This is a genomic window from Helicobacter anatolicus, from assembly GCF_021300615.1.
Taxonomy (GTDB): domain Bacteria; phylum Campylobacterota; class Campylobacteria; order Campylobacterales; family Helicobacteraceae; genus Helicobacter_H; species Helicobacter_H anatolicus.
Genome location: NZ_JAJTMY010000002.1, coordinates 200439 through 218319, shown reverse-complemented (window position 1 = coordinate 218319; position 17881 = coordinate 200439). Strand labels below are relative to the sequence as shown.

18 protein-coding genes are annotated in these 17881 nt (G+C 31.8%); 3 read left to right on the top strand and 15 right to left on the bottom strand.

What is annotated here, in order from left to right:
* Positions 1-14: 14 nt before the first annotated feature.
* From LW133_RS03760 to moaA, 6 genes are all read right to left on the bottom strand, one after another.
* Entirely contained in the window at positions 15-1640 is a 1626-nt protein-coding gene (locus LW133_RS03760) for a hydrogenase small subunit (protein WP_233076653.1), read from the bottom strand.
* A gap of 93 nt (positions 1641-1733) precedes the next feature.
* On the bottom strand, positions 1734-2123 hold the full coding sequence (locus LW133_RS03755) for a group III truncated hemoglobin (protein WP_233077011.1): 390 nt from the start codon (positions 2121-2123) through the stop codon (positions 1734-1736).
* 56 nt (positions 2124-2179) lie between these two features.
* On the bottom strand, positions 2180-3352 hold the full coding sequence (locus LW133_RS03750) for a glutathionylspermidine synthase family protein (protein WP_233076652.1): 1173 nt from the start codon (positions 3350-3352) through the stop codon (positions 2180-2182).
* 3 nt (positions 3353-3355) lie between these two features.
* On the bottom strand, positions 3356-3943 hold the full coding sequence (locus LW133_RS03745) for a UPF0323 family lipoprotein (protein WP_233076651.1): 588 nt from the start codon (positions 3941-3943) through the stop codon (positions 3356-3358).
* A 13-nt stretch (positions 3944-3956) separates the two neighbouring features.
* Positions 3957-5039 carry an aminofutalosine synthase MqnE gene (mqnE, locus tag LW133_RS03740; protein ID WP_233076650.1) on the bottom strand — a complete coding sequence of 361 codons (1083 nt, stop codon included), beginning with the start codon at positions 5037-5039 and terminating at the stop codon, positions 3957-3959.
* 2 nt (positions 5040-5041) lie between these two features.
* Positions 5042-6013, bottom strand: a complete 972-nt coding sequence (gene moaA / locus LW133_RS03735) for a GTP 3',8-cyclase MoaA (RefSeq protein ID WP_233076649.1) — start codon at positions 6011-6013, stop codon at positions 5042-5044.
* 109 nt (positions 6014-6122) lie between these two features.
* Here moaA and mobA point away from each other — a divergent pair, with 109 nt between their 5' ends.
* Positions 6123-6695, top strand: coding sequence for a molybdenum cofactor guanylyltransferase MobA (mobA, locus tag LW133_RS03730; protein WP_233076648.1), 573 nt, complete (start codon positions 6123-6125; stop codon positions 6693-6695).
* The gene (gene flhB / locus LW133_RS03725) at positions 6685-7782 is read left to right on the top strand and encodes a flagellar biosynthesis protein FlhB (protein ID WP_233076646.1); all 1098 of its coding nucleotides are present in this window, start codon (positions 6685-6687) and stop codon (positions 7780-7782) included. Before mobA ends, flhB begins: the two co-directional genes overlap by 11 nt.
* Here the strand turns inward: flhB and LW133_RS03720 are convergent.
* The 6 genes from LW133_RS03720 to abc-f all read right to left on the bottom strand — a co-directional run bounded on the left by LW133_RS03720 (position 7741) and on the right by abc-f (position 14071).
* Positions 7741-9048 (bottom strand): Na+/H+ antiporter family protein, encoded by a 1308-nt coding sequence (locus LW133_RS03720; RefSeq protein WP_233076644.1) that lies wholly within the window; start codon positions 9046-9048, stop codon positions 7741-7743. The genes flhB and LW133_RS03720 overlap by 42 nt on opposite strands.
* Before the next feature lie 2 nt (positions 9049-9050).
* Positions 9051-9920, bottom strand: coding sequence for a carbon-nitrogen hydrolase (locus tag LW133_RS03715; protein WP_233076635.1), 870 nt, complete (start codon positions 9918-9920; stop codon positions 9051-9053).
* Complete coding sequence (locus LW133_RS03710) at positions 9920-10084, bottom strand: hypothetical protein (protein ID WP_233076633.1); 165 nt, start codon at positions 10082-10084, stop codon at positions 9920-9922. The genes LW133_RS03715 and LW133_RS03710 overlap by 1 nt, the downstream gene beginning before the upstream one ends.
* Position 10085: 1 nt before the next feature.
* Complete coding sequence (locus LW133_RS03705) at positions 10086-10742, bottom strand: ThiF family adenylyltransferase (protein WP_233076631.1); 657 nt, start codon at positions 10740-10742, stop codon at positions 10086-10088.
* 20 nt (positions 10743-10762) lie between these two features.
* On the bottom strand, positions 10763-12055 hold the full coding sequence (locus LW133_RS03700) for a methyl-accepting chemotaxis protein (protein WP_233076620.1): 1293 nt from the start codon (positions 12053-12055) through the stop codon (positions 10763-10765).
* A gap of 72 nt (positions 12056-12127) precedes the next feature.
* Positions 12128-14071 carry a ribosomal protection-like ABC-F family protein gene (gene abc-f, locus LW133_RS03695; protein ID WP_233076618.1) on the bottom strand — a complete coding sequence of 648 codons (1944 nt, stop codon included), beginning with the start codon at positions 14069-14071 and terminating at the stop codon, positions 12128-12130.
* Positions 14072-14130: 59 nt separating this feature from the next.
* Here abc-f and LW133_RS03690 point away from each other — a divergent pair, with 59 nt between their 5' ends.
* Entirely contained in the window at positions 14131-14901 is a 771-nt protein-coding gene (locus LW133_RS03690; protein WP_233076616.1) for an MqnA/MqnD/SBP family protein, read from the top strand.
* Here LW133_RS03690 and LW133_RS03685 read toward each other — a convergent pair.
* The 3 genes from LW133_RS03685 to LW133_RS03675 are packed head-to-tail and all read right to left on the bottom strand — an operon-like array spanning position 14801 to position 17875.
* Entirely contained in the window at positions 14801-15637 is an 837-nt protein-coding gene (locus tag LW133_RS03685) for a hypothetical protein (protein WP_233076614.1), read from the bottom strand. The genes LW133_RS03690 and LW133_RS03685 overlap by 101 nt on opposite strands.
* Positions 15638-15646: 9 nt before the next feature.
* Positions 15647-16783 carry an N-acetylmuramoyl-L-alanine amidase family protein gene (locus LW133_RS03680; RefSeq protein WP_233076612.1) on the bottom strand — a complete coding sequence of 379 codons (1137 nt, stop codon included), beginning with the start codon at positions 16781-16783 and terminating at the stop codon, positions 15647-15649.
* Entirely contained in the window at positions 16784-17875 is a 1092-nt protein-coding gene (locus LW133_RS03675) for a nitronate monooxygenase (protein ID WP_233076610.1), read from the bottom strand.
* Positions 17876-17881: the final 6 nt, after the last annotated feature.

Below are 17881 nucleotides of genomic sequence, written 5' to 3'. Positions count from 1 at the left end.
AAAAACTATTCTCATTATTTAAGTAACCATTTTTCTATCAAAGAATTTTGTACCAAATCCCCTCCAAGCACTACATCATTTTTTATCCCCTTTAAAACAATAAATTTAGACACTCCTTCTTTAAGTGCTTTACATAAGGTAGCCAGAATTCCATAAGCAATCCCATCATATTCCAATCCACCCAAAGCGTAACACAAAACAAGACGCATACCCTTTACTGTATCAATCACTATATTATCTTCACTCACTTTTACAGAAAAATCCATATCGCTCACCACCTTAAAAGGAAAAGACATGGCCTCTTGAAGTGCAAAATAATGGGTATTTTCTTTCTTTTCTAAACTAAGGATTTCATGCATCAAAAGGAGTATATCTGCAGGATTTTGTGATATTTTACTATCTAGCATATTGTGCATATTCTTTTGATAAAGTTTGGGAAAGTAAGTTTGATAATTTTCCACCAAACGCGAAGTAAGTTTGCTTTTTTTTGCCAATCCTTCCAAAAATAGATGCGTATTTAATTCTAAATTAAAATTTAAAATATTCTTGCCATTAAAAAGAATCTGCGTTTGCTTAGAATCTAAAAAAATCCCTATTTGATGGCTTTGTAAATTTAAAACAAAAGTATAAAAATCCTGCATACTAACAGCCTCTTTTTTTTCTTCTTTTGCAAAAGATTTATTTTGTTTAGTCATAGGAGTTTCAAAAACTCCAAAATCATCCCAAAAATTTGGCTCACTGCAAGCAATACAGCCATGCCCTGCTTGAATCGGCCAACTCGTCTTAGAATTAAATTTTACTTTTGGGCAATTATTGTATGCATAAGGTCCTTTACACCCTACTTTATAAAGACAATAACCTTGTGTCATTTTTTCATCACCGAAGGTTTGCACAAAATCACCAGATTCAAACTTTGCTTTCCTTTCACAAGTATCATGCACAGTTTTACCATACGCCCATAAGGGTCGATTTAATATATCTAGGCTCGGAGCTTCTTCAAAAATAATAGCATACATTAATGTGTAGATAATATTAATATCACTAGGTGGACAACCCGGAATATTCACCACTTCTCTTTGTATTAATTTGTCAATACTTTCTGTATTTGTAGGGTTTGGATTTGCAGCTTGCACACCACCAAAGCTCGAACAAGTCCCCACGCAAAGAACCATAAATGCATCTCTACCTAAATGCAATAGCTCTTCTGCACCGCTAGATGCCTCTGCTCCAAAAGTTGCAAAATACTCTTGTTGTGCACACACACTTCCTTCAACAACAAGAAAATATTCACCCTTTTTTAGTTTTTTGAGATTCTCTCTTGCTTGAAAACCTGCTGCACTCATCAACACTTCATGATAGTCTAAATTTATATATTCCAATAATAAAGAATCTATCCCTGGAATCTCATTACGCAAAAAACTCTCTGTACATCCCGTACATTCTGAAAGGCTGAGCCATACTAAATTTGTAGGTTTTTTATGTGATAAAAATTTTAAAATTGGCTCAACAAAGTCTTGAGAAAATTTAAAGGTTTTTACAAAAGATTCTACAAATTTTCTATCTTCATCTCTAATAATAAATTTTTGTGCCTGATCTATGTGTTGTATTTTCTGTTTGAGGTTATTGAGTAAAAAATCCATTTTTATGCCTTAAGTTAAAAACATATCTTATTTTAATAAAAAATTCTATATTTTCCAACTTAAAATACATAAAAATGAAAAGAAAAAAATTAACTATCCATGTATTTGCATATCATAAATAGCAATCTGAAATCTTTGTGCAATCATTGTTGCTTTTTGTAAAATAGATTTTGCAACATCATTTTCATAAATTTGATGTAAAGATTCTGAAAATAAATTTAACCATACATTAAAAAGTTCTCTAGGGAAAGGTGGTAAATCTAAATGTTTTTTTAAAGGTTGTCCATCAAAAACAGGTTCTCCTAAAAGCATTTGTCTCCAAAATCTACCAATTTTTTCTTTATGTTTTTCCCAACTTTCATTATCTTCACCCACAGCTGGCAAAAAAATCTTTGATAATTCTGGATCTTTTCTAACTTTTGCATAAAAAATATCCATAAGTTTTTGTATATTTTGTTGATTAATTACTGTTTCCATATTTATCCTTAATTTTGATACCGAATTGTGACAAAAAAAGATAAATTAATACATATAAAAAATTACTTTAAATAATGACCTACAAATTTAGAGTAATTATCTAAAATCAATCCACCTTTTCTAAATCCTAATCCGCAAGATTCATAGGCAAAAAACACATTTGGCTGATAATAAAATTCCCCATTCTTATTAAGTTCGCAAAATTCTTGATAAACTGCTTTATGATTTTGATAAATTCCAGTATTTTTTGTAATAATGTTTTGATTTTTATCTAAGATTTCTATATTTGCCCCTTCTCTACCAAAAGCCCTTTTTAACACTTGCTTTTTATCTTTTAAAGGCTCATAACTTGTCTCTAATAATAAAGGATGATTTGGAAAAAGATCCCATAAAATTTTTAAAATTCTCTTGCTTTGGAATAACAAAGTATATGCAGGATTTAAGAAAATTGTATTTTTATTTTCCATCATTTTTTGCATAATACTTGCAAGCTCTGGCTCATCAATCGCAATATTTTCCCATGGAATTAACTTAAATAAAAATTCATAATTCACACCCTCAAAAAGAACACCATCATGAGGTGAAAATTCTACTAAATCAATAGGTGCATAATGTGTTTCAAACCCTACAGATTGAGCAATTTCTTTTAAAAACTTTGTTGTTCTCTCTTCCTCAACATTTCCCCCAATGCTTGAAAATAAAATTTTCCACCCTTCATAAAGTTCTACAAACCTTGATGGATCATCTCCAAGGGTAATAATACGCTTAAAATTTTCTCCAATCATTTCAAAAATATTATTAAATTGCTTATTTTCATCTAAACCATTAGATTTTAACAATGCCCATTGCACAACAGCAGTTTCATATAGCATTGTAGGAGTGTCTGCATTAAATTCTAAAAGTTTAATAGGCTGTCCATCAAGCCCACCAGCAAAATCAAATCTCCCATACAAATGCCAATGAATATCCTCTTCAAAACTTTGCTTAATCATAGGAATAATAGCATTTGGAATATCTAATTCAAAAAACAAATCATTCTCAATCACATATTCAGCCGCCTCTACAAACATATCATAAAGCTCATTACCCGCCTCATAAAACTTTTGTGCCTCCTCTTCTTTAAGCACAACAAGCTCATCAGCAATATAAGGCGTATTATCAGGATCACTATGCCATTCTAAACCAATTTCTTCTAAGGTTTGGTTGTCTAAAGAATGAATTTTTTTTATTTCCATATTTTATCCCCCTATACTTTGTGATGTAGCACTAGAATTTTTAAAAAATCCACTTTTTGCACCACTTTTTGCTGCTGTATTTGACGTTGAACTCGTATTTTTAAAACTATTCTGGCTTCTCTCATAAGCCTGAGGGGATTTATAATTTCTTTGTTGATTTTGCTGGTAGTTAGGATTATTAAATAATTTATTTCCGATATAACTCCCCAAAATCGCACCAGCAGCACTTGCTAAAATTGCACTCCCCAAACCTAATCCTTGCGATCCACTAGAGGTTAACTCACTTGTATTATTATCAATTTTTCTTTCTTCCTCTTTCAATAATTGATCAATTTCTGCTTGACTCAAAACACGCTCTATACCATTTTTATCACGTACCACCACATGTGTCGTACCACTAGGATATTCTTCCAATATTTTATAGCTACCATCATTTTGTTCCTCTAACAAAACAAATGCACCTTTTTTAACACTTTGATTCAACTCTTGTTTTTGAGACTGATTATCACACCCCTGTAATGCAAAAACTACCATGGCACTTATTCCACCTATCATTGCCACATCTTTAATTACTCTAAAATGTCTCATCATCTCTCCTTTTTTCTCAATATTCCTGTAACTCATTATATAAGCTATCACGCTCAATAGGTCTAAATCCCGCATCTTTAATTTGTGCAATCATAAGCTCTTTACTGACACCATTTTTGCTTTTTGCACCACCTGCTGACTGGATTGATTCATTTTCAATTGTTCCATCCATATCATCTGCACCAAATTCTTGTGCAATCAATGCTACATTTAAAGACAAACTAGCCCAATATGCCTTAATGTGTGGAATATTATCTAATATAATTCTTGCAATACTTAAAGTTTTTAATATCTCTTGACCACTCAAATTTTCTTTAATATTTAAAAAATTATTTTGATTTTGATAAAGCAATGGAATAAAAGCATTAAAGCCTCCTTTTTTTGCCTCGACTATATTGCTATCTTGTTGAATATTACGCAATCTTAGCATATGATCAATACGATGCTCTCTTGTCTCAACATGCCCAAATAGCATTGTTGCATTACTCATTTTTCCAAGTTGATGCCAATAATTATGAATCTCTAACCACCTTTGAGAATTTACTTTTCCTTTACAAATATACTGACGCACTTTTTCATCAAAAATCTCTGCTCCACCCCCAGGCATAGAATCTACCCCACACTTTGCCATATCTTCAAGAATTTTTTGATATCCTTTTTCAAATTTTCTATCCAAATAATCTACTTCTGCTGCGGTCATGGCTTTGAGATGAATATTTGGTGCTGCTTTTTTCACTGCCATAAACATATCTAAATACCATTCATAAGAATAATTTGGACTATGTGCTGAAACAATATGCACTTCTTTTATTCCACGATTTTGACATGCTAATACTTGTGAGACAATCTCATCAATACTCATTTCATAGGGATTTGGATTTTTTCTACTTGCAGAAAAAGCACAAAACCTACATACATCTGCACAAATATTTGTCGGATTAATATGACGATTAATATTAAAAAATACTTTATTGCCATACTTTTTTTTACGCATTTCATCTGCAACTTTACCCAATGTAAAAATATCATAATCATAAAGCGCACTAAGCTCACTTGGTTTTAAATTTTCTTTATTTAATACTCGCTCCAATAAATCCACTTTTATCCTCCAGTATGATAGAAAGCACGCGCTGAAATTTTATCTTTTGGCATACTTTCATCCCATTGATTTTTTTCAGGTTTGTTAAAAACTGCTTGTTCTAAAACTTTTTTAATCTCCTTGGGATCTTTAGACATTAATGCAGATCTTGCATCTACGCTATCTTGATAATACAAACAAGGGCAAATCACGCCTTCTGCAGTCAAGCGGATTCTATTGCAAGTTTGACAAAAATCATCATTATGAGGTGCAATAATCCCAAAAATATAACCATCATCACATTGATAAAGTTTTGCAGGTCCAATAATTTGTTCATCAAGTATTTTAAATTTAAATTTTGTTGCGATTTTTTCTAAAATATCTTTTTCTCTAACCCCTAATATCACATCACTTGCATGGATATTTTCCATATATTCAATAAAGCGTATACTAATATTTTTACTCTTTGCATATTCCATGAGATCGAGAATCTCATCATCATTTACACCTTTTAAAATCACAGAATTAATCTTGATTCCAAATCCATGACGCAATGCTTCATCAATACCCAATAAAACATTATTTAATCCGTCTTTTTTGGAAATTTGCATAATTTTTTCACGCTTTAAAGAATCAAGTGATATATTAATGCGATCTAGCCCTGCCTTTTTTAAGATTTCAGCACTTTTTTGCAACAAAAATCCATTTGTAGTCAAAACAAGTTGCACATCTTTAGAATATTCTCGCAATTTTGCAATAAATTCCGGCAAATCTTTTCTTAAAAGTGGCTCTCCACCTGTAATTCTAATTTTTTTAATCCCTTGATCAATGCCAACTTTTAAAAATTCTAAAACATTATCCAAAGGAATATATTCATCTTTATCAAAAGCATCAAATGGGGTATTTGGCATACAATACTGACATCTAAAATTACACTGCTTTGTTACAGAAACACGTATATAGTCAATCGTCCTTCCAAAAGTATCTTGCAACATTTTATCAACCTTATTTATTTTATAATTAACTACATTACCTTATTCATTCTTAATCAGATTTTAAACTCTATAATCATACAATTAAAATTTTAATCTAAAAAGGGAAAATATGAATATACCTTGCGTAATTCTTTGCGGTGGAAAAAGTTCTCGAATGGGGAGTAATAAGGCTCTTTTGCCATTTGGAGAAAAAACCCTCCTGCAATATCAATTTCAAAAAATGCAAAAAATTTTTTCCCAAGTTTATATTGCAAGCAAGCAAGATTTTTTCAACCTTCCTTGCATTAAGGATAATCCTTTAGAAAGCACGCTCTACACCCCACTATTAGCTTTAGAAAGTGCATTTTTATCTCTAGATTCTGAAAAAATATTTTTTATTTGTGTAGATACGCCACTAGTACCTCCTAGCCTAATTATAAACCTCCTTACACAAGCACAAAAGAATACTCATGATGTTTTTTATATCAAAACGCCAAAAAAAGAACATTATCTTACAGCAATTTGGCATAAAAATACATTATCAAATATACAAAATGCTCTGAAAAATGAAAAATATAAAATCAAAAATATTTTACAAGAATGTAAAATATTTGAACTAAATCATGATAGCGATAAAGATTTATCCAATCTTAACACACCGCATGATTATCAACTTATTTTAAGGGAATATTATGGCAGATGAACAAGAAAAACAAGAAGCCCCATCTAGTAGAAAAATACAAAAAGCAAGAGAAGAAGGCAATGTTTCAAAAAGCCCAGAACTTGTGGCATTTATCAGCTTTATAGTAGGTATATTCACCCTTTTTGCTATTTTTCCTTTTTGGCTTAAAAACCTAGAGGGAATCTATATAACTTGTCTGCAATTCTTCCATCTTGATTTTAGTTTTAATAATATTTTCAATCTTTTCCTCACATTGCTCTGGAAAACCTTATTAATATTATTCCCTATTTTTGCAGCCTTGATGCTTGCGGGTATTATTGGAAATCTTGCACAAATTGGCTTTTTATTAGCCCCAAAAGTTTTACAACCAAAATTAAGCAAAATTAATCCCATCAAAGGTCTTAAAAACCTATTTTCTTTAAAAAAACTTCTTGATGGTTTTATGATTACTCTAAAAGTTTTTATTGCATTTTTGCTAGGTGGAGCAATTTTTATCAGCTTTTTACAACAAATCCCCAATGTAGCGATGATCAATATTTTTTCTCAAGCTGTATGGGTAAGAGACAAATCGCTCATTTTGATTTCAAGCTTATTGGTATTATTTTTTATCATGGCAATTGCAGATTATCTTATTAAAAGATATCAATATATTAAATCTCTCCGGATGAGTAAACAAGAAGTCAAAGATGAGTACAAACAACAAGAAGGAAATCCTGAAGTAAAAGCCAAGATTCGCCAAATTATGATGAAAAACACTCTAGGAAAAATGATGCAGGCTATCCCTAGTGCAGATGTTGTTGTAACAAACCCCACTCACTATGCAATTGCATTGCGTTTTGCACCCAATGATCCAGCTCCTGTTGTAGTAGCTAAAGGTATAGACCATCTTGCCATCAGAATTAAAGGTATCGCGCGTGAACACAATATTGAAATTGTAGAAAATCCAAAACTTGCCCGTACATTATACAAACAAGTAGATCTTGAAGAGCCTATACCTCATACACTCTTTGAAGTCGTAGCAGCTATCTTTGCACAAATTAAATCTTTTCAAGAAAAATACAAAAACTTATCCCAAGATAAAGGTACCAATAACACCAAAAATAAGTAGAGAGATATTATAAACCAAAAAGGTGGGTACACAGGTATCCCAAATATGATTATGTTGTCCATCAATATTTAATCCCATTGTTGGTCCAATAGTGGTATCTGAAGCAGGTGATCCCGCATCGCCTAAAGCTCCGGCAATCCCCAAAAGCAAAATTATTGCGGAAACACTAAAGCCTAATTCTATGCACAAAGGGCAATAAAAAGTTGCAATCACAGGTATAGTTCCAAAAGAAGTTCCTATCCCCATTGTCACAAGCAAACCTACAAGAAGCATTAAGACAATACCACCCAATTTTCCTCCAACTACATTAGCAGTAACTTCAACAAGTTGTTGTACACCTCCACTTTCTTTCAAAACCTCTGCAAATCCAGAGGCAATAAGCATAATAAATGCAATTAACGCCATAGATTTAATTCCATCATCTACAACCTTATCCATTTTTTCCCATTTAATCACACCTGTAACAATCATAAAAATGATACCTATAAATGCTCCTAATGGTAAAGAAGAAGTGATAATTTGCGCAGAAAACGCTATTGCAGCTCCTAATAATGCCATATAATCATCTTTTTGCAACCTTACTTCCTTAAGCTGCATAAATTTTTGATCCAATAACTCTCCATTGTATTCTCTAGGTTTTCTATATAATATTAAAACTGCAAGCATCAAACCAAAAAGCATTGCAAGTCCACCTATCCACATTACACTTGCAATATCAAAAATACTTACCCTAATCCCATTTTGCAACATCTGCTCTTGAATAATAGTTTGATAAATCAATCCAAAACCCACAGGAATACAAATATAAGGCGCCTCAAGACCAAAAGCAAGAGCACATGCCACTGCCCTTCTGTCAATTTTGAGTGCATTCATTAAACCCAAAAGTGGTGGAATTAAAATTGGAATAAAAGCAATATGAATAGGAATAAGATTCTCAGCAAAACACGCCAAGAAAGCAATCAAAAAAACAAAAAGATTTTTTTTATTCTCAACAAGCAAAGAAACACGATATACAAGAACTTTTGTCAAATTTCCTGTACTGATTGCCACTGCCAAAATCCCCAAGAAAATATAACTTAAGGCTATAGACATATTACCACTCATGCCTTTAATCATCAAATTTATTGTCTGAACAAGTCCCATATCAGACAATAAACCCGCAATCAACGTTGAAAAAACTATAGATAAAAGCACATTCACACGCAACAAACATAGGACAATCATTACAAAAATAGAAATTACAGCAGGATTAGTTAATAACAACATTTTTAATCACAATATCTTTTTAAAATTTCTGCATAATCTTCGATACGTCTATCACGCAAAAATGGCCAAATTCTACGCACTTCCTCGCTACATTTTTTATCAAGATCTGCATATAAAATTTCTTCTTTTTCTACCCCTGCTTGCACAATCAATTCACCTTGAGGTCCAAATACAAATGATGAACCCCAAAACAAGATTCCATTACTTTGTGCGCTATCATCTTTTTCAAACCCTACACGATTTACTGCAACAACTGGTATACCATTAGCCACTGCATGTCCTCTTTGAACAGCAATCCATGCATCAAGCTGTCTTTGTTTTTCATCCTCTGGATCTTCATTAAACCATCCAATAGCAGTAGGATAGATCAAAACCTCTGCACCCTTTAATGCCATAATACGTGCCGCTTCAGGATACCATTGATCCCAGCACACCAAAACACCAAGCTTTCCTACACTTGTAGATATAGGATTAAAACCTATATCACCAGGTGTAAAATAAAATTTCTCATAAAAATTTGGATCATCAGGAATATGCATTTTTCTATATTTTCCTGCAATGCTACCATCTTTTTCAAAAACTACTGCAGTATTGTGGTAAAGCCCTGCAGCCCTTCTTTCAAATAATGAGGTAACAAGCACCACTTGATTTTCTTTCGCAATTTGAGAATAAAATGCAATATCTTCATCAAAATGACAAGCAAAATCAAAATTTTGCGTATTTTCATTTTGACAAAAATAGTGCGTATTATGCAATTCCTGCAACACCACTAATTCTGAGTGTTTTGCAGCCTCTTTAATCTTTTGAAGAATATAAGAGCAAGTTTCCTCTCTAGTTGTTTTAAATGCATGTTGTATTAAAGCGATTTTCATTAGTCTTCTTCATAATCATTGTCGGGATTTTGATAGTCATCATCATCATATCCATTATAATAGTGACCTACTTTTTCATCCTCTTCATCAAAGTCATCAGAATACTCTGCTTCATCATCAAAATCATCATCTTCATACATCTTATAAACAAAACAATTTAACATTTCATCTCCTCGTTATAATATCTCTTATAATTTCACTACCAATTTGAAGTCCAAAACTCGCAGTTACCGCACTAAAACTCCCCAATTGCTTGCACTTCGGTTCCTCGGGACTAAAAACCACTTTAAACTTTCCTTTAAATCCACTCTTTTTTAACTCATCACGCATTTTTCTACCAAATCTATCACCATAACTATTCCAAATACTATCAACTTTAATCATTAATGGATTAAGTTTTTTTGCACTTCCTGTAGAGCTAATATATGTCCCATATAGCATCTTTTCACATCTTTTTGCCAATAATACCTTTGCAGGAATATCATCAATCGCATCAACGACATAATCATACTGATCAAAATTATGATTCTTAATAAACTCTTCATCTACTTTTTCTTGTAAGGGAATAACACCATGATACATTTCTGCTAATACATGAACTTTTGCCTTTCCTATCTGATGGGATCCAATCTGACGATTTTGATTAGTAATATCAAAAAAATCCTTATCAACAATAGTAATATTCCCAATTCCAACACGATAAAGACAATCCAGTGTAAAACCTCCAACTCCTCCTACACCAAAGATAATTACCTTTTTACCGGAAAATAATTCAAAATCATCCCCAAATAAAAATCTTGTCCGCGTAAATCTATCTTCCAAATATTTCTACCCAAAAAAGATTATTGCACAGAAATTGCACCAGCAACTTCTTCAGAACTTGCACGAATTTTATCCATAAATTCTTTTGCCTCATTGGCAAGTTTTACACTACTTTCTACTTCATTAATAGAAACATTAATAGATTCTACAACTTGCGAAGTTACATCCCTAATAGAGTTAATAGTAGTTGTAATTTCTGTAATTGATCTTCCTGTTCTTTCGGCAAGCTTTCTTACTTCATCAGCAACAACTGCAAATCCTCTACCATGCTCTCCTGCCCTTGCTGCTTCAATCGCTGCATTCAACGCAAGAAGATTGGTTTGATCAGCAATATCTTTAATAGTTTGAATAATAGATTTAATTTCATCAGATTGTGCATTCAAAGATATAACAAGGCTTGAACTTGTTTGCATTGTTTGTGCAATATGTCTTACATTTTGCGCAGTCTTCTCAATCACTTCTTTTCCATCGCGTGTTAATTTATCATTTTCCTGTGCAAGATTCAATGCGAGTTCATTTTTTTGTCTATCTCTTTCTATTTGTCCTGTAACATTAGATGCAAACTTAATTACTTTATAAATCTTCCCATCAACATCATAAATAGGATTATAACTTGCCTCCAAATAAATAACTTTGCCATTTTTAGCAATACGTTCAAACATTCCAGACTGATAACTACCACTTCTTAATCCATCCCAAAACTTTATATAATCTTGCGTTTTGATATATTTTTGATCACAAAACATACTATGATGCTTACCCACAACTTCATCCAATGCATACCCCATAGTTCTCAAGAAGTTATCATTTGCGTAAAGAATACTTCCATCTGGCTTAAATTCAATTATAGCCATGGATCTTTGTACTGCATTTATAGCACTTTGCAAATTCAACTCTTCTTCTTTGATTCTGGTAATATCATGAGCAAAAACAATAATTTTTATTACTTGTTTATTTGCATTTTTAATAGGCAAGAAGCTTGTTTCCAACCAAAGATTTTTACCACCTCTACCAATGCAACGCAATAAAACAGAACTATTTTTACCAGACTGCACATCACTCCATGCAGCCAAAAACTCTTGACTATTTGCTGTAGCTGGATGAATAAAATCTTCCACTCTCCTACCAATTGCCTGCTCTTCAGGAATCTCAAATATATTAGATAAATTTCTATTGGTTTCAAGTATAACACCATTAGGTTGCAACACAGCACCGGGAACACCGCCTCTAATTGCTTCTACTACACTTTGCAAATAATCATTCTGATTCTTTAGTGCTATAAATTCTTCTCTTACCTTATTGCCGAAAAGCATTTTTTCTCCTTGCTTAAACTAAAAAATAAATTGTCACAATTCTACCATATTTTTAGTTTTTATATAGACACTTTAAATTAAGTTTTGTCTTTTTTCTTCTAAAAAAAAATATCTCTCTAATTTTTCTTCCAAAATTCCTCGTTTCTCTTCTAACTCCTCAGCAATTTTTACCACCCCTTTTTCTGCATAAACACTAGAATCTGATAGTTCTCTCTCATTTTTTTTAATTTCTTTTTCAAGCGTATCAATAATCAATGGTAATTCTTCTAGCTCTCGCTGCTCCATATAACTTAATTTGCCTTGTTTTTTTTCCTTTTTTTGCTCATTTGCTAATGCTTTTTTTACCTCTTCATTAACTAATTCATCAGAAATTTTTTGATATTCAAGTAGTTCTTTTTGATTCTCCAAAAACTCGCTATAAGAAAAATAACTCTCTTCAATCACGCCATTTCCTTGAAAAACTAAAAGCTTATGGGCGATTTTATCTACAAAATAACGATCATGACTCACAAAAATAATACTTCCTTGAAAATTCTGCAAATATTCCTCTAAAATATTAATAGTTTGTATATCCAAATCATTTGTAGGTTCATCTAGTATCAAACAATCATATTTTTTTGTAAAAAGCAATGCTAAGCCCACACGATTTTTCTCCCCTCCACTTAAATTTCCAATCTTTTGATCCAACAACTCTTTAGGAAATAAAAAGTTTTTTAAATAACCATATACATGAATATTTTTACCATACACTTCCACATGATCTCCCCCATTTGGACAAAAAGTCTCTAAAAGTGTCTTACTGTCATCTAAAAATGTCTTTTGTTGGTCAAAATAACCAACACTAATTTCCCCTCTTTTAATACTCCCCTTATCTTGCTTTTCACCAAGCAAGATTTTCAACAAAGTAGATTTTCCACTCCCATTTTTTCCCACAATAGCAATTTTTTCATTTTGTAAAATTCTAAAACTAAAATCTTTTATCAATACTTTATTTTCAATACTTTTGCAGACCCCATCAAGCTCAAATAAAAGTTTTTTATTATTTTTAGGTTGATTTTCCTTAAGCACACCCTGTTCTCTTTGTAATTCTAGTTGCATTTTCCGTATTAAAGAAGGATTACTACGCGCTTGTTTGCGCAACTCCATCACCCTAGCCTTTCTACCCTCATTACGTTTTCTTCTTGCTTGCACACCCCTTTGCAACCATTCTTCTTCATTTTTCAAAAGCTTTAATAAATTTTCATGTTCTTGTGTAAGTTGATGCAAGATTTGCTCTTTGGTTTGCAAATATTTTTGATATCCACCAGAAAAATTTTGCAACCCCCCATTATCTACTTCTAAAATTCTATGTGCCAATGTATCAATAAAATAACGATCATGACTGATAAAAACTACACTTCCTTGTAATCTTAAAATCTGTTCCTCTAAAAACTCTACACTTTCTACATCTAGATGATTAGTTGGCTCATCCAAAATAAATAAATCTGCCTTTTTTACCAAAATTGTAGCCAAAGCAAGTTTTTTTTGCTCCCCTCCACTCAAGGTATTAGCATAGCGATCTCTAAAATCATAAAGATCAAAACGCTCTAGCATTTCTTTAATCTTTTCTTCCAAATTCCATGCGTTTTGTCTTGTAATAAAATCAATACATTCTGCTTGTTCTTCCAATAGCGCCTTATCTTGTCGTGTTGATAGTATTTTTTCAATCTCCTTTAGTCTTAAATGTGCATAACGCAAATCATCTAAACTTTCCTCACAAATCTCATATACATATTTTAATGGGTCAAAATAACTTTTTTGCTCTAAACTAACAATTTTTAGATCATTTCTAACCGCCCTTTTCCCTTCATCAAAATCAAGTGCCCCCAAAAGAATTCTAACAAGACTAGACTTACCACTTCCATTTTTTCCTATAATTGCTACTCGCTCCGAATTTTCAATACTCAAACTTACACGATTCAAAATCACTTTATGATCAAATTGTTTGCTCACTTCAATCAGACTTAACAATGCCATAAAAACCTCGATATTAATAAAAAATCCTTAAAATACTATCAAAAAATTAAAGTGTTTTTATGCGTTTTGGAAAAATCGATTATCTCAATCTTGCACCATTTGATGTTTTTATCAAAAGTTATCCTATGCCCTCAGGATTTAAAAAGTTCTTACAAATTCACAAATCCTACCCCGCAAAACTTAATCAAGAATTTTTATTTAAAAGAATTGATGCAGGCTTTATTTCCTCAATTGCTGGTTTTCACTCTTTTATAAAAAACAAACATACAAAAAGTGGAATTATCGCAAAAGGAGATGTGTGGAGTGTAATATTACTCCCCAAAGAATCAAAAAAAGACTATCAATCTGCAACTTCAAATGCTCTCTCTCAAGTCTTAAAATTACAAGGCGAAGTATTAATTGGCGACAGGGCTTTGTGTTATCACTATGCAAATAAACCTCATATTGATATGGGTAGAGAGTGGTTTAAAACTCATCATACACCATTTGTTTTTGGGTTACTATGCTACAACAACCACCAAAAACTCTATAAAAAAATCTCTAAAGAATTCAATGCAAAAAAAATCAAAATTCCTCACTATATTCTTGAGCAGTATGCAAAAAAAATCAATATTGATAAAAAATATATCCTAGAATATCTCAAGCATATTTATTATAAAATTGACTCTAAAGAAATGTTAGGACTCAAGAGATTTTACCGACAATTACTATTTCAAGGTATTAAAAAACCTATGCGTTTTCACTCTTTGTCAAATCTCCAAACATCCACTCACAGCACCAAGAAAAAAATGCAATTAAATATAAACAATACCGCACATTATAATAATTAGCCTTTGCTAAAATATCAGAACACGACAAAACAAGTAGTATTAAAAAAATAAGAATTAATAAATTTGCATATTCATAAAAATTAAATAAAAATTTCTTTTTAAAAAATAAAAAAATCATTATCATGAAAGCTATAATAAATAAGAAAAAATCAATATAAAGATAGAAATTAGCCTTATCATAATAGGGTTGAAAAGCACTTGCAATAAGCACCATGATACAAATATTTGTTGAAGGAAAAAATTTTAATGCAAAATTATGTAAAGGTTTTTGAATATCAAAATGCCAATTAAAAAGTAAAAAAACACAAGGGAGAAACAACAAAAATACATAAAAAAACCCCGCTACTAAAATTTCAAAAAAATTTAAATCTAACAAGGAAAAAAAATCCAAATACGCAATTCTATAAGAATAAAAATGCAGAGTATCAATATAGTTCTCCTCCGGCAAACTTACTAGATAAATAAAAATAAATAAGAAAAAAATACAAACACAAGATGCTAGGATATTTTTTGCAAAATCTTCTTTTTCACGATAATGCGCAGCAAATAAATACAGCAAACCTACAATAAAAATAAAAAAACATAGCATTTTAATCATTAAACTATAAGCTATTTTACTTTTACATAATAAAAAAAACAATTGTGAAAAAGCTTGCGTAGTTTCAGAAACCAAGATTCCTAAAAATACAAACACCACAAAAAAAAATAAAATACCAGAAGAAAAAATTTTAATCAATCCAGTCCCTTAAAAATTTTTTGTCACAAAACTATCTATACCATTAACAATACCATTAGCCAAACTCTCTTGATATTCCTTAGTGCTAAGTTTTCTCCCTTCTACAGCATTAGAAACATACCCAATTTCAATTAGTACAGAAGGCATCAAAGCACCAGCCAAAACCCAAAAAGGCCCCTCACGCACCCCACCATCTGTAACATTATTATATGTTCTTTTTAATTCACGCAAAATCCCAATTTGTATATCAATGGCCAATTTATTAGACGCAATAAGCCGATGCGAGTTCAATGTATTTAAAAAAGAAAGTTTGGAAAAATAACTCATTGTCTTCACATCCCCCTTATTTTCTTGCTCTGCAACATCTAATGCGCGCTCACTTCTTGCTGTAGAAAGAAAATAAGTTTCTACACCTTGTGAATGAATATTTCCAGTTTTTGCAACAGAATTTGCATGAATAGAAATAAATAAATCTGCATTTTTTGCATTTGCCATATCTGTTCGTGCTTTCAAATCAATATATACATCGCTATTACGTGTCATAAAAACCTGATAATTCTTTGCATTGAGCTTTTTTTTCACAAGTTTTGCTACATCTAATACAATAGTTTTTTCACAAATTTTATTTACCGCCATTGCCCCACAATCCTTACCACCATGTCCAGGATCAATCACCACACGATATTTCCTTGGAGATATATTATTAGATACACTTTGAGTGAGGGTTTTTGACTTATTTACTACAGGTCTTGCAATATTTTTTTTAGTGCCCACTTCTTGTTGCATACCTGTTTTTTCTTGAAGTTTTATATAGAGATTTTGATTAAAAAAGTTCGTGCTATATTCTTTTTTACCATAATTTACCAAAACAATACGCACGATTTTTGGAGTATTTTGTCCAATGACTATTTGATTTTTACCAGGAAAATTAAAGACCTTTCTAGAATAAGGAATTAAAGTCGCTTCTACTTCCATTATTACTTTATTTTTATCCAACCTTTTGATAATAAAATCATCTTTTTTAACTGGTTTATTAAAAATAATTTTTAAATTATAAGTATCAAAAGGTATTACTTTAAGAATCTTTAAATTATTCGCATTTAAAAAATTACATAAAAAAATAATGCAACAAAATAACGCACGCATTTATCCTCTTACTAATTCTCCTATCAATTCCTCCACACTCAGAATCTTATCGATTCTATAGCCATTTGCCCCACTAAAATATAATCCTTCCTGCAAATCCCCTAAGTGTCCTTTACCTAAGCTGTCTGCAATACAATATCCTACCATTTTTGCTTCTTTACCTCGCTGACAAGGTGATACGCAATTGCTAATACATCTTATTTTTGGTGCATTTCCTTCTTTAAGACGCTCAATCACACCCATATTTAAAGCTCTAGCAGGATATCCAACAGGGGATTTGACCAATAAAATATCTTCTTTCTTAATTAATGGTAGTATCTTTGCATAAGCCTTAGCATCACATTCATGAGTACCCAAAAAGCGTGTTGCCATTTGCACACCACTAGCTCCCAAAGAAATCATACGGTCAATATCAGAACGATCCCAGATTCCTCCTGCCGCAATTACAGGAATATCGCCCCACTGCTTAGCTTCATCTACTACATGAGGTAAAATGTTCTCAAGCTGATATTCTTCTTTAAAGCAATCTTCATATTTAAAGCCTTGATGCCCGCCACTCAATGGCCCTTCAATAATCACAGCATCAGGCAATCTTTTATAACGATCCTGCCATCTTCTGCATAATATTTTTAATGCCTTAGCTGAAGATACAATAGGAATCAACGCGACATCAGGAAAGTTTTTTACAAATTCTGGCATATTAGTTGGCAATCCCGCACCTGTAATAATAAAATTTGCCCCTGCCTCACAAGCATCACGCACAACACGTCCATACTCATTGATAGCATATAAAATATTTGCTCCTAATGGTTTATCACCACAAATTTTTCTTGCATTTTTAAAAATTTCATTCAAGGCATTTTTAGAATAAAAATTAATCGCTTCAAATGGCTTAGAAGCAACAATCTTTTCTACAAATCCCATTTTTTTATAATAGCCCGTCCCTACGGCACTAATAATGCCAAGTCCTCCTTGTTTTGATACATTGCCAGCAAGTTCATCCCAGCTAATACCCACTCCCATCCCTCCTTGAAAAATTGGATACTTGATAGTAAACTTCCCAATTTTTAATGGTTTTAATGTTGTTTCCATTTTTTT

Coding starts and splice junctions, on each gene's coding strand:
- LW133_RS03715 (WP_233076635.1), bottom strand. CDS start 9,920: ATGAAAATCGCTTTAATACAACATGCATTTAAAACAACTAGAGAGGAA.
- LW133_RS03710 (WP_233076633.1), bottom strand. CDS start 10,084: ATGTTAAATTGTTTTGTTTATAAGATGTATGAAGATGATGATTTTGAT.
- LW133_RS03680 (WP_233076612.1), bottom strand. CDS start 16,783: ATGCGTGCGTTATTTTGTTGCATTATTTTTTTATGTAATTTTTTAAAT.
- LW133_RS03675 (WP_233076610.1), bottom strand. CDS start 17,875: ATGGAAACAACATTAAAACCATTAAAAATTGGGAAGTTTACTATCAAG.
- moaA (WP_233076649.1), bottom strand. CDS start 6,013: ATGTTGCAAGATACTTTTGGAAGGACGATTGACTATATACGTGTTTCT.
- abc-f (WP_233076618.1), bottom strand. CDS start 14,071: ATGGCATTGTTAAGTCTGATTGAAGTGAGCAAACAATTTGATCATAAA.
- LW133_RS03745 (WP_233076651.1), bottom strand. CDS start 3,943: ATGATGAGACATTTTAGAGTAATTAAAGATGTGGCAATGATAGGTGGA.
- LW133_RS03750 (WP_233076652.1), bottom strand. CDS start 3,352: ATGGAAATAAAAAAAATTCATTCTTTAGACAACCAAACCTTAGAAGAA.
- mobA (WP_233076648.1), top strand. CDS start 6,123: ATGAATATACCTTGCGTAATTCTTTGCGGTGGAAAAAGTTCTCGAATG.
- LW133_RS03690 (WP_233076616.1), top strand. CDS start 14,131: ATGCGTTTTGGAAAAATCGATTATCTCAATCTTGCACCATTTGATGTT.
- LW133_RS03760 (WP_233076653.1), bottom strand. CDS start 1,640: ATGGATTTTTTACTCAATAACCTCAAACAGAAAATACAACACATAGAT.
- LW133_RS03700 (WP_233076620.1), bottom strand. CDS start 12,055: ATGCTTTTCGGCAATAAGGTAAGAGAAGAATTTATAGCACTAAAGAAT.
- flhB (WP_233076646.1), top strand. CDS start 6,685: ATGGCAGATGAACAAGAAAAACAAGAAGCCCCATCTAGTAGAAAAATA.
- LW133_RS03720 (WP_233076644.1), bottom strand. CDS start 9,048: ATGTTGTTATTAACTAATCCTGCTGTAATTTCTATTTTTGTAATGATT.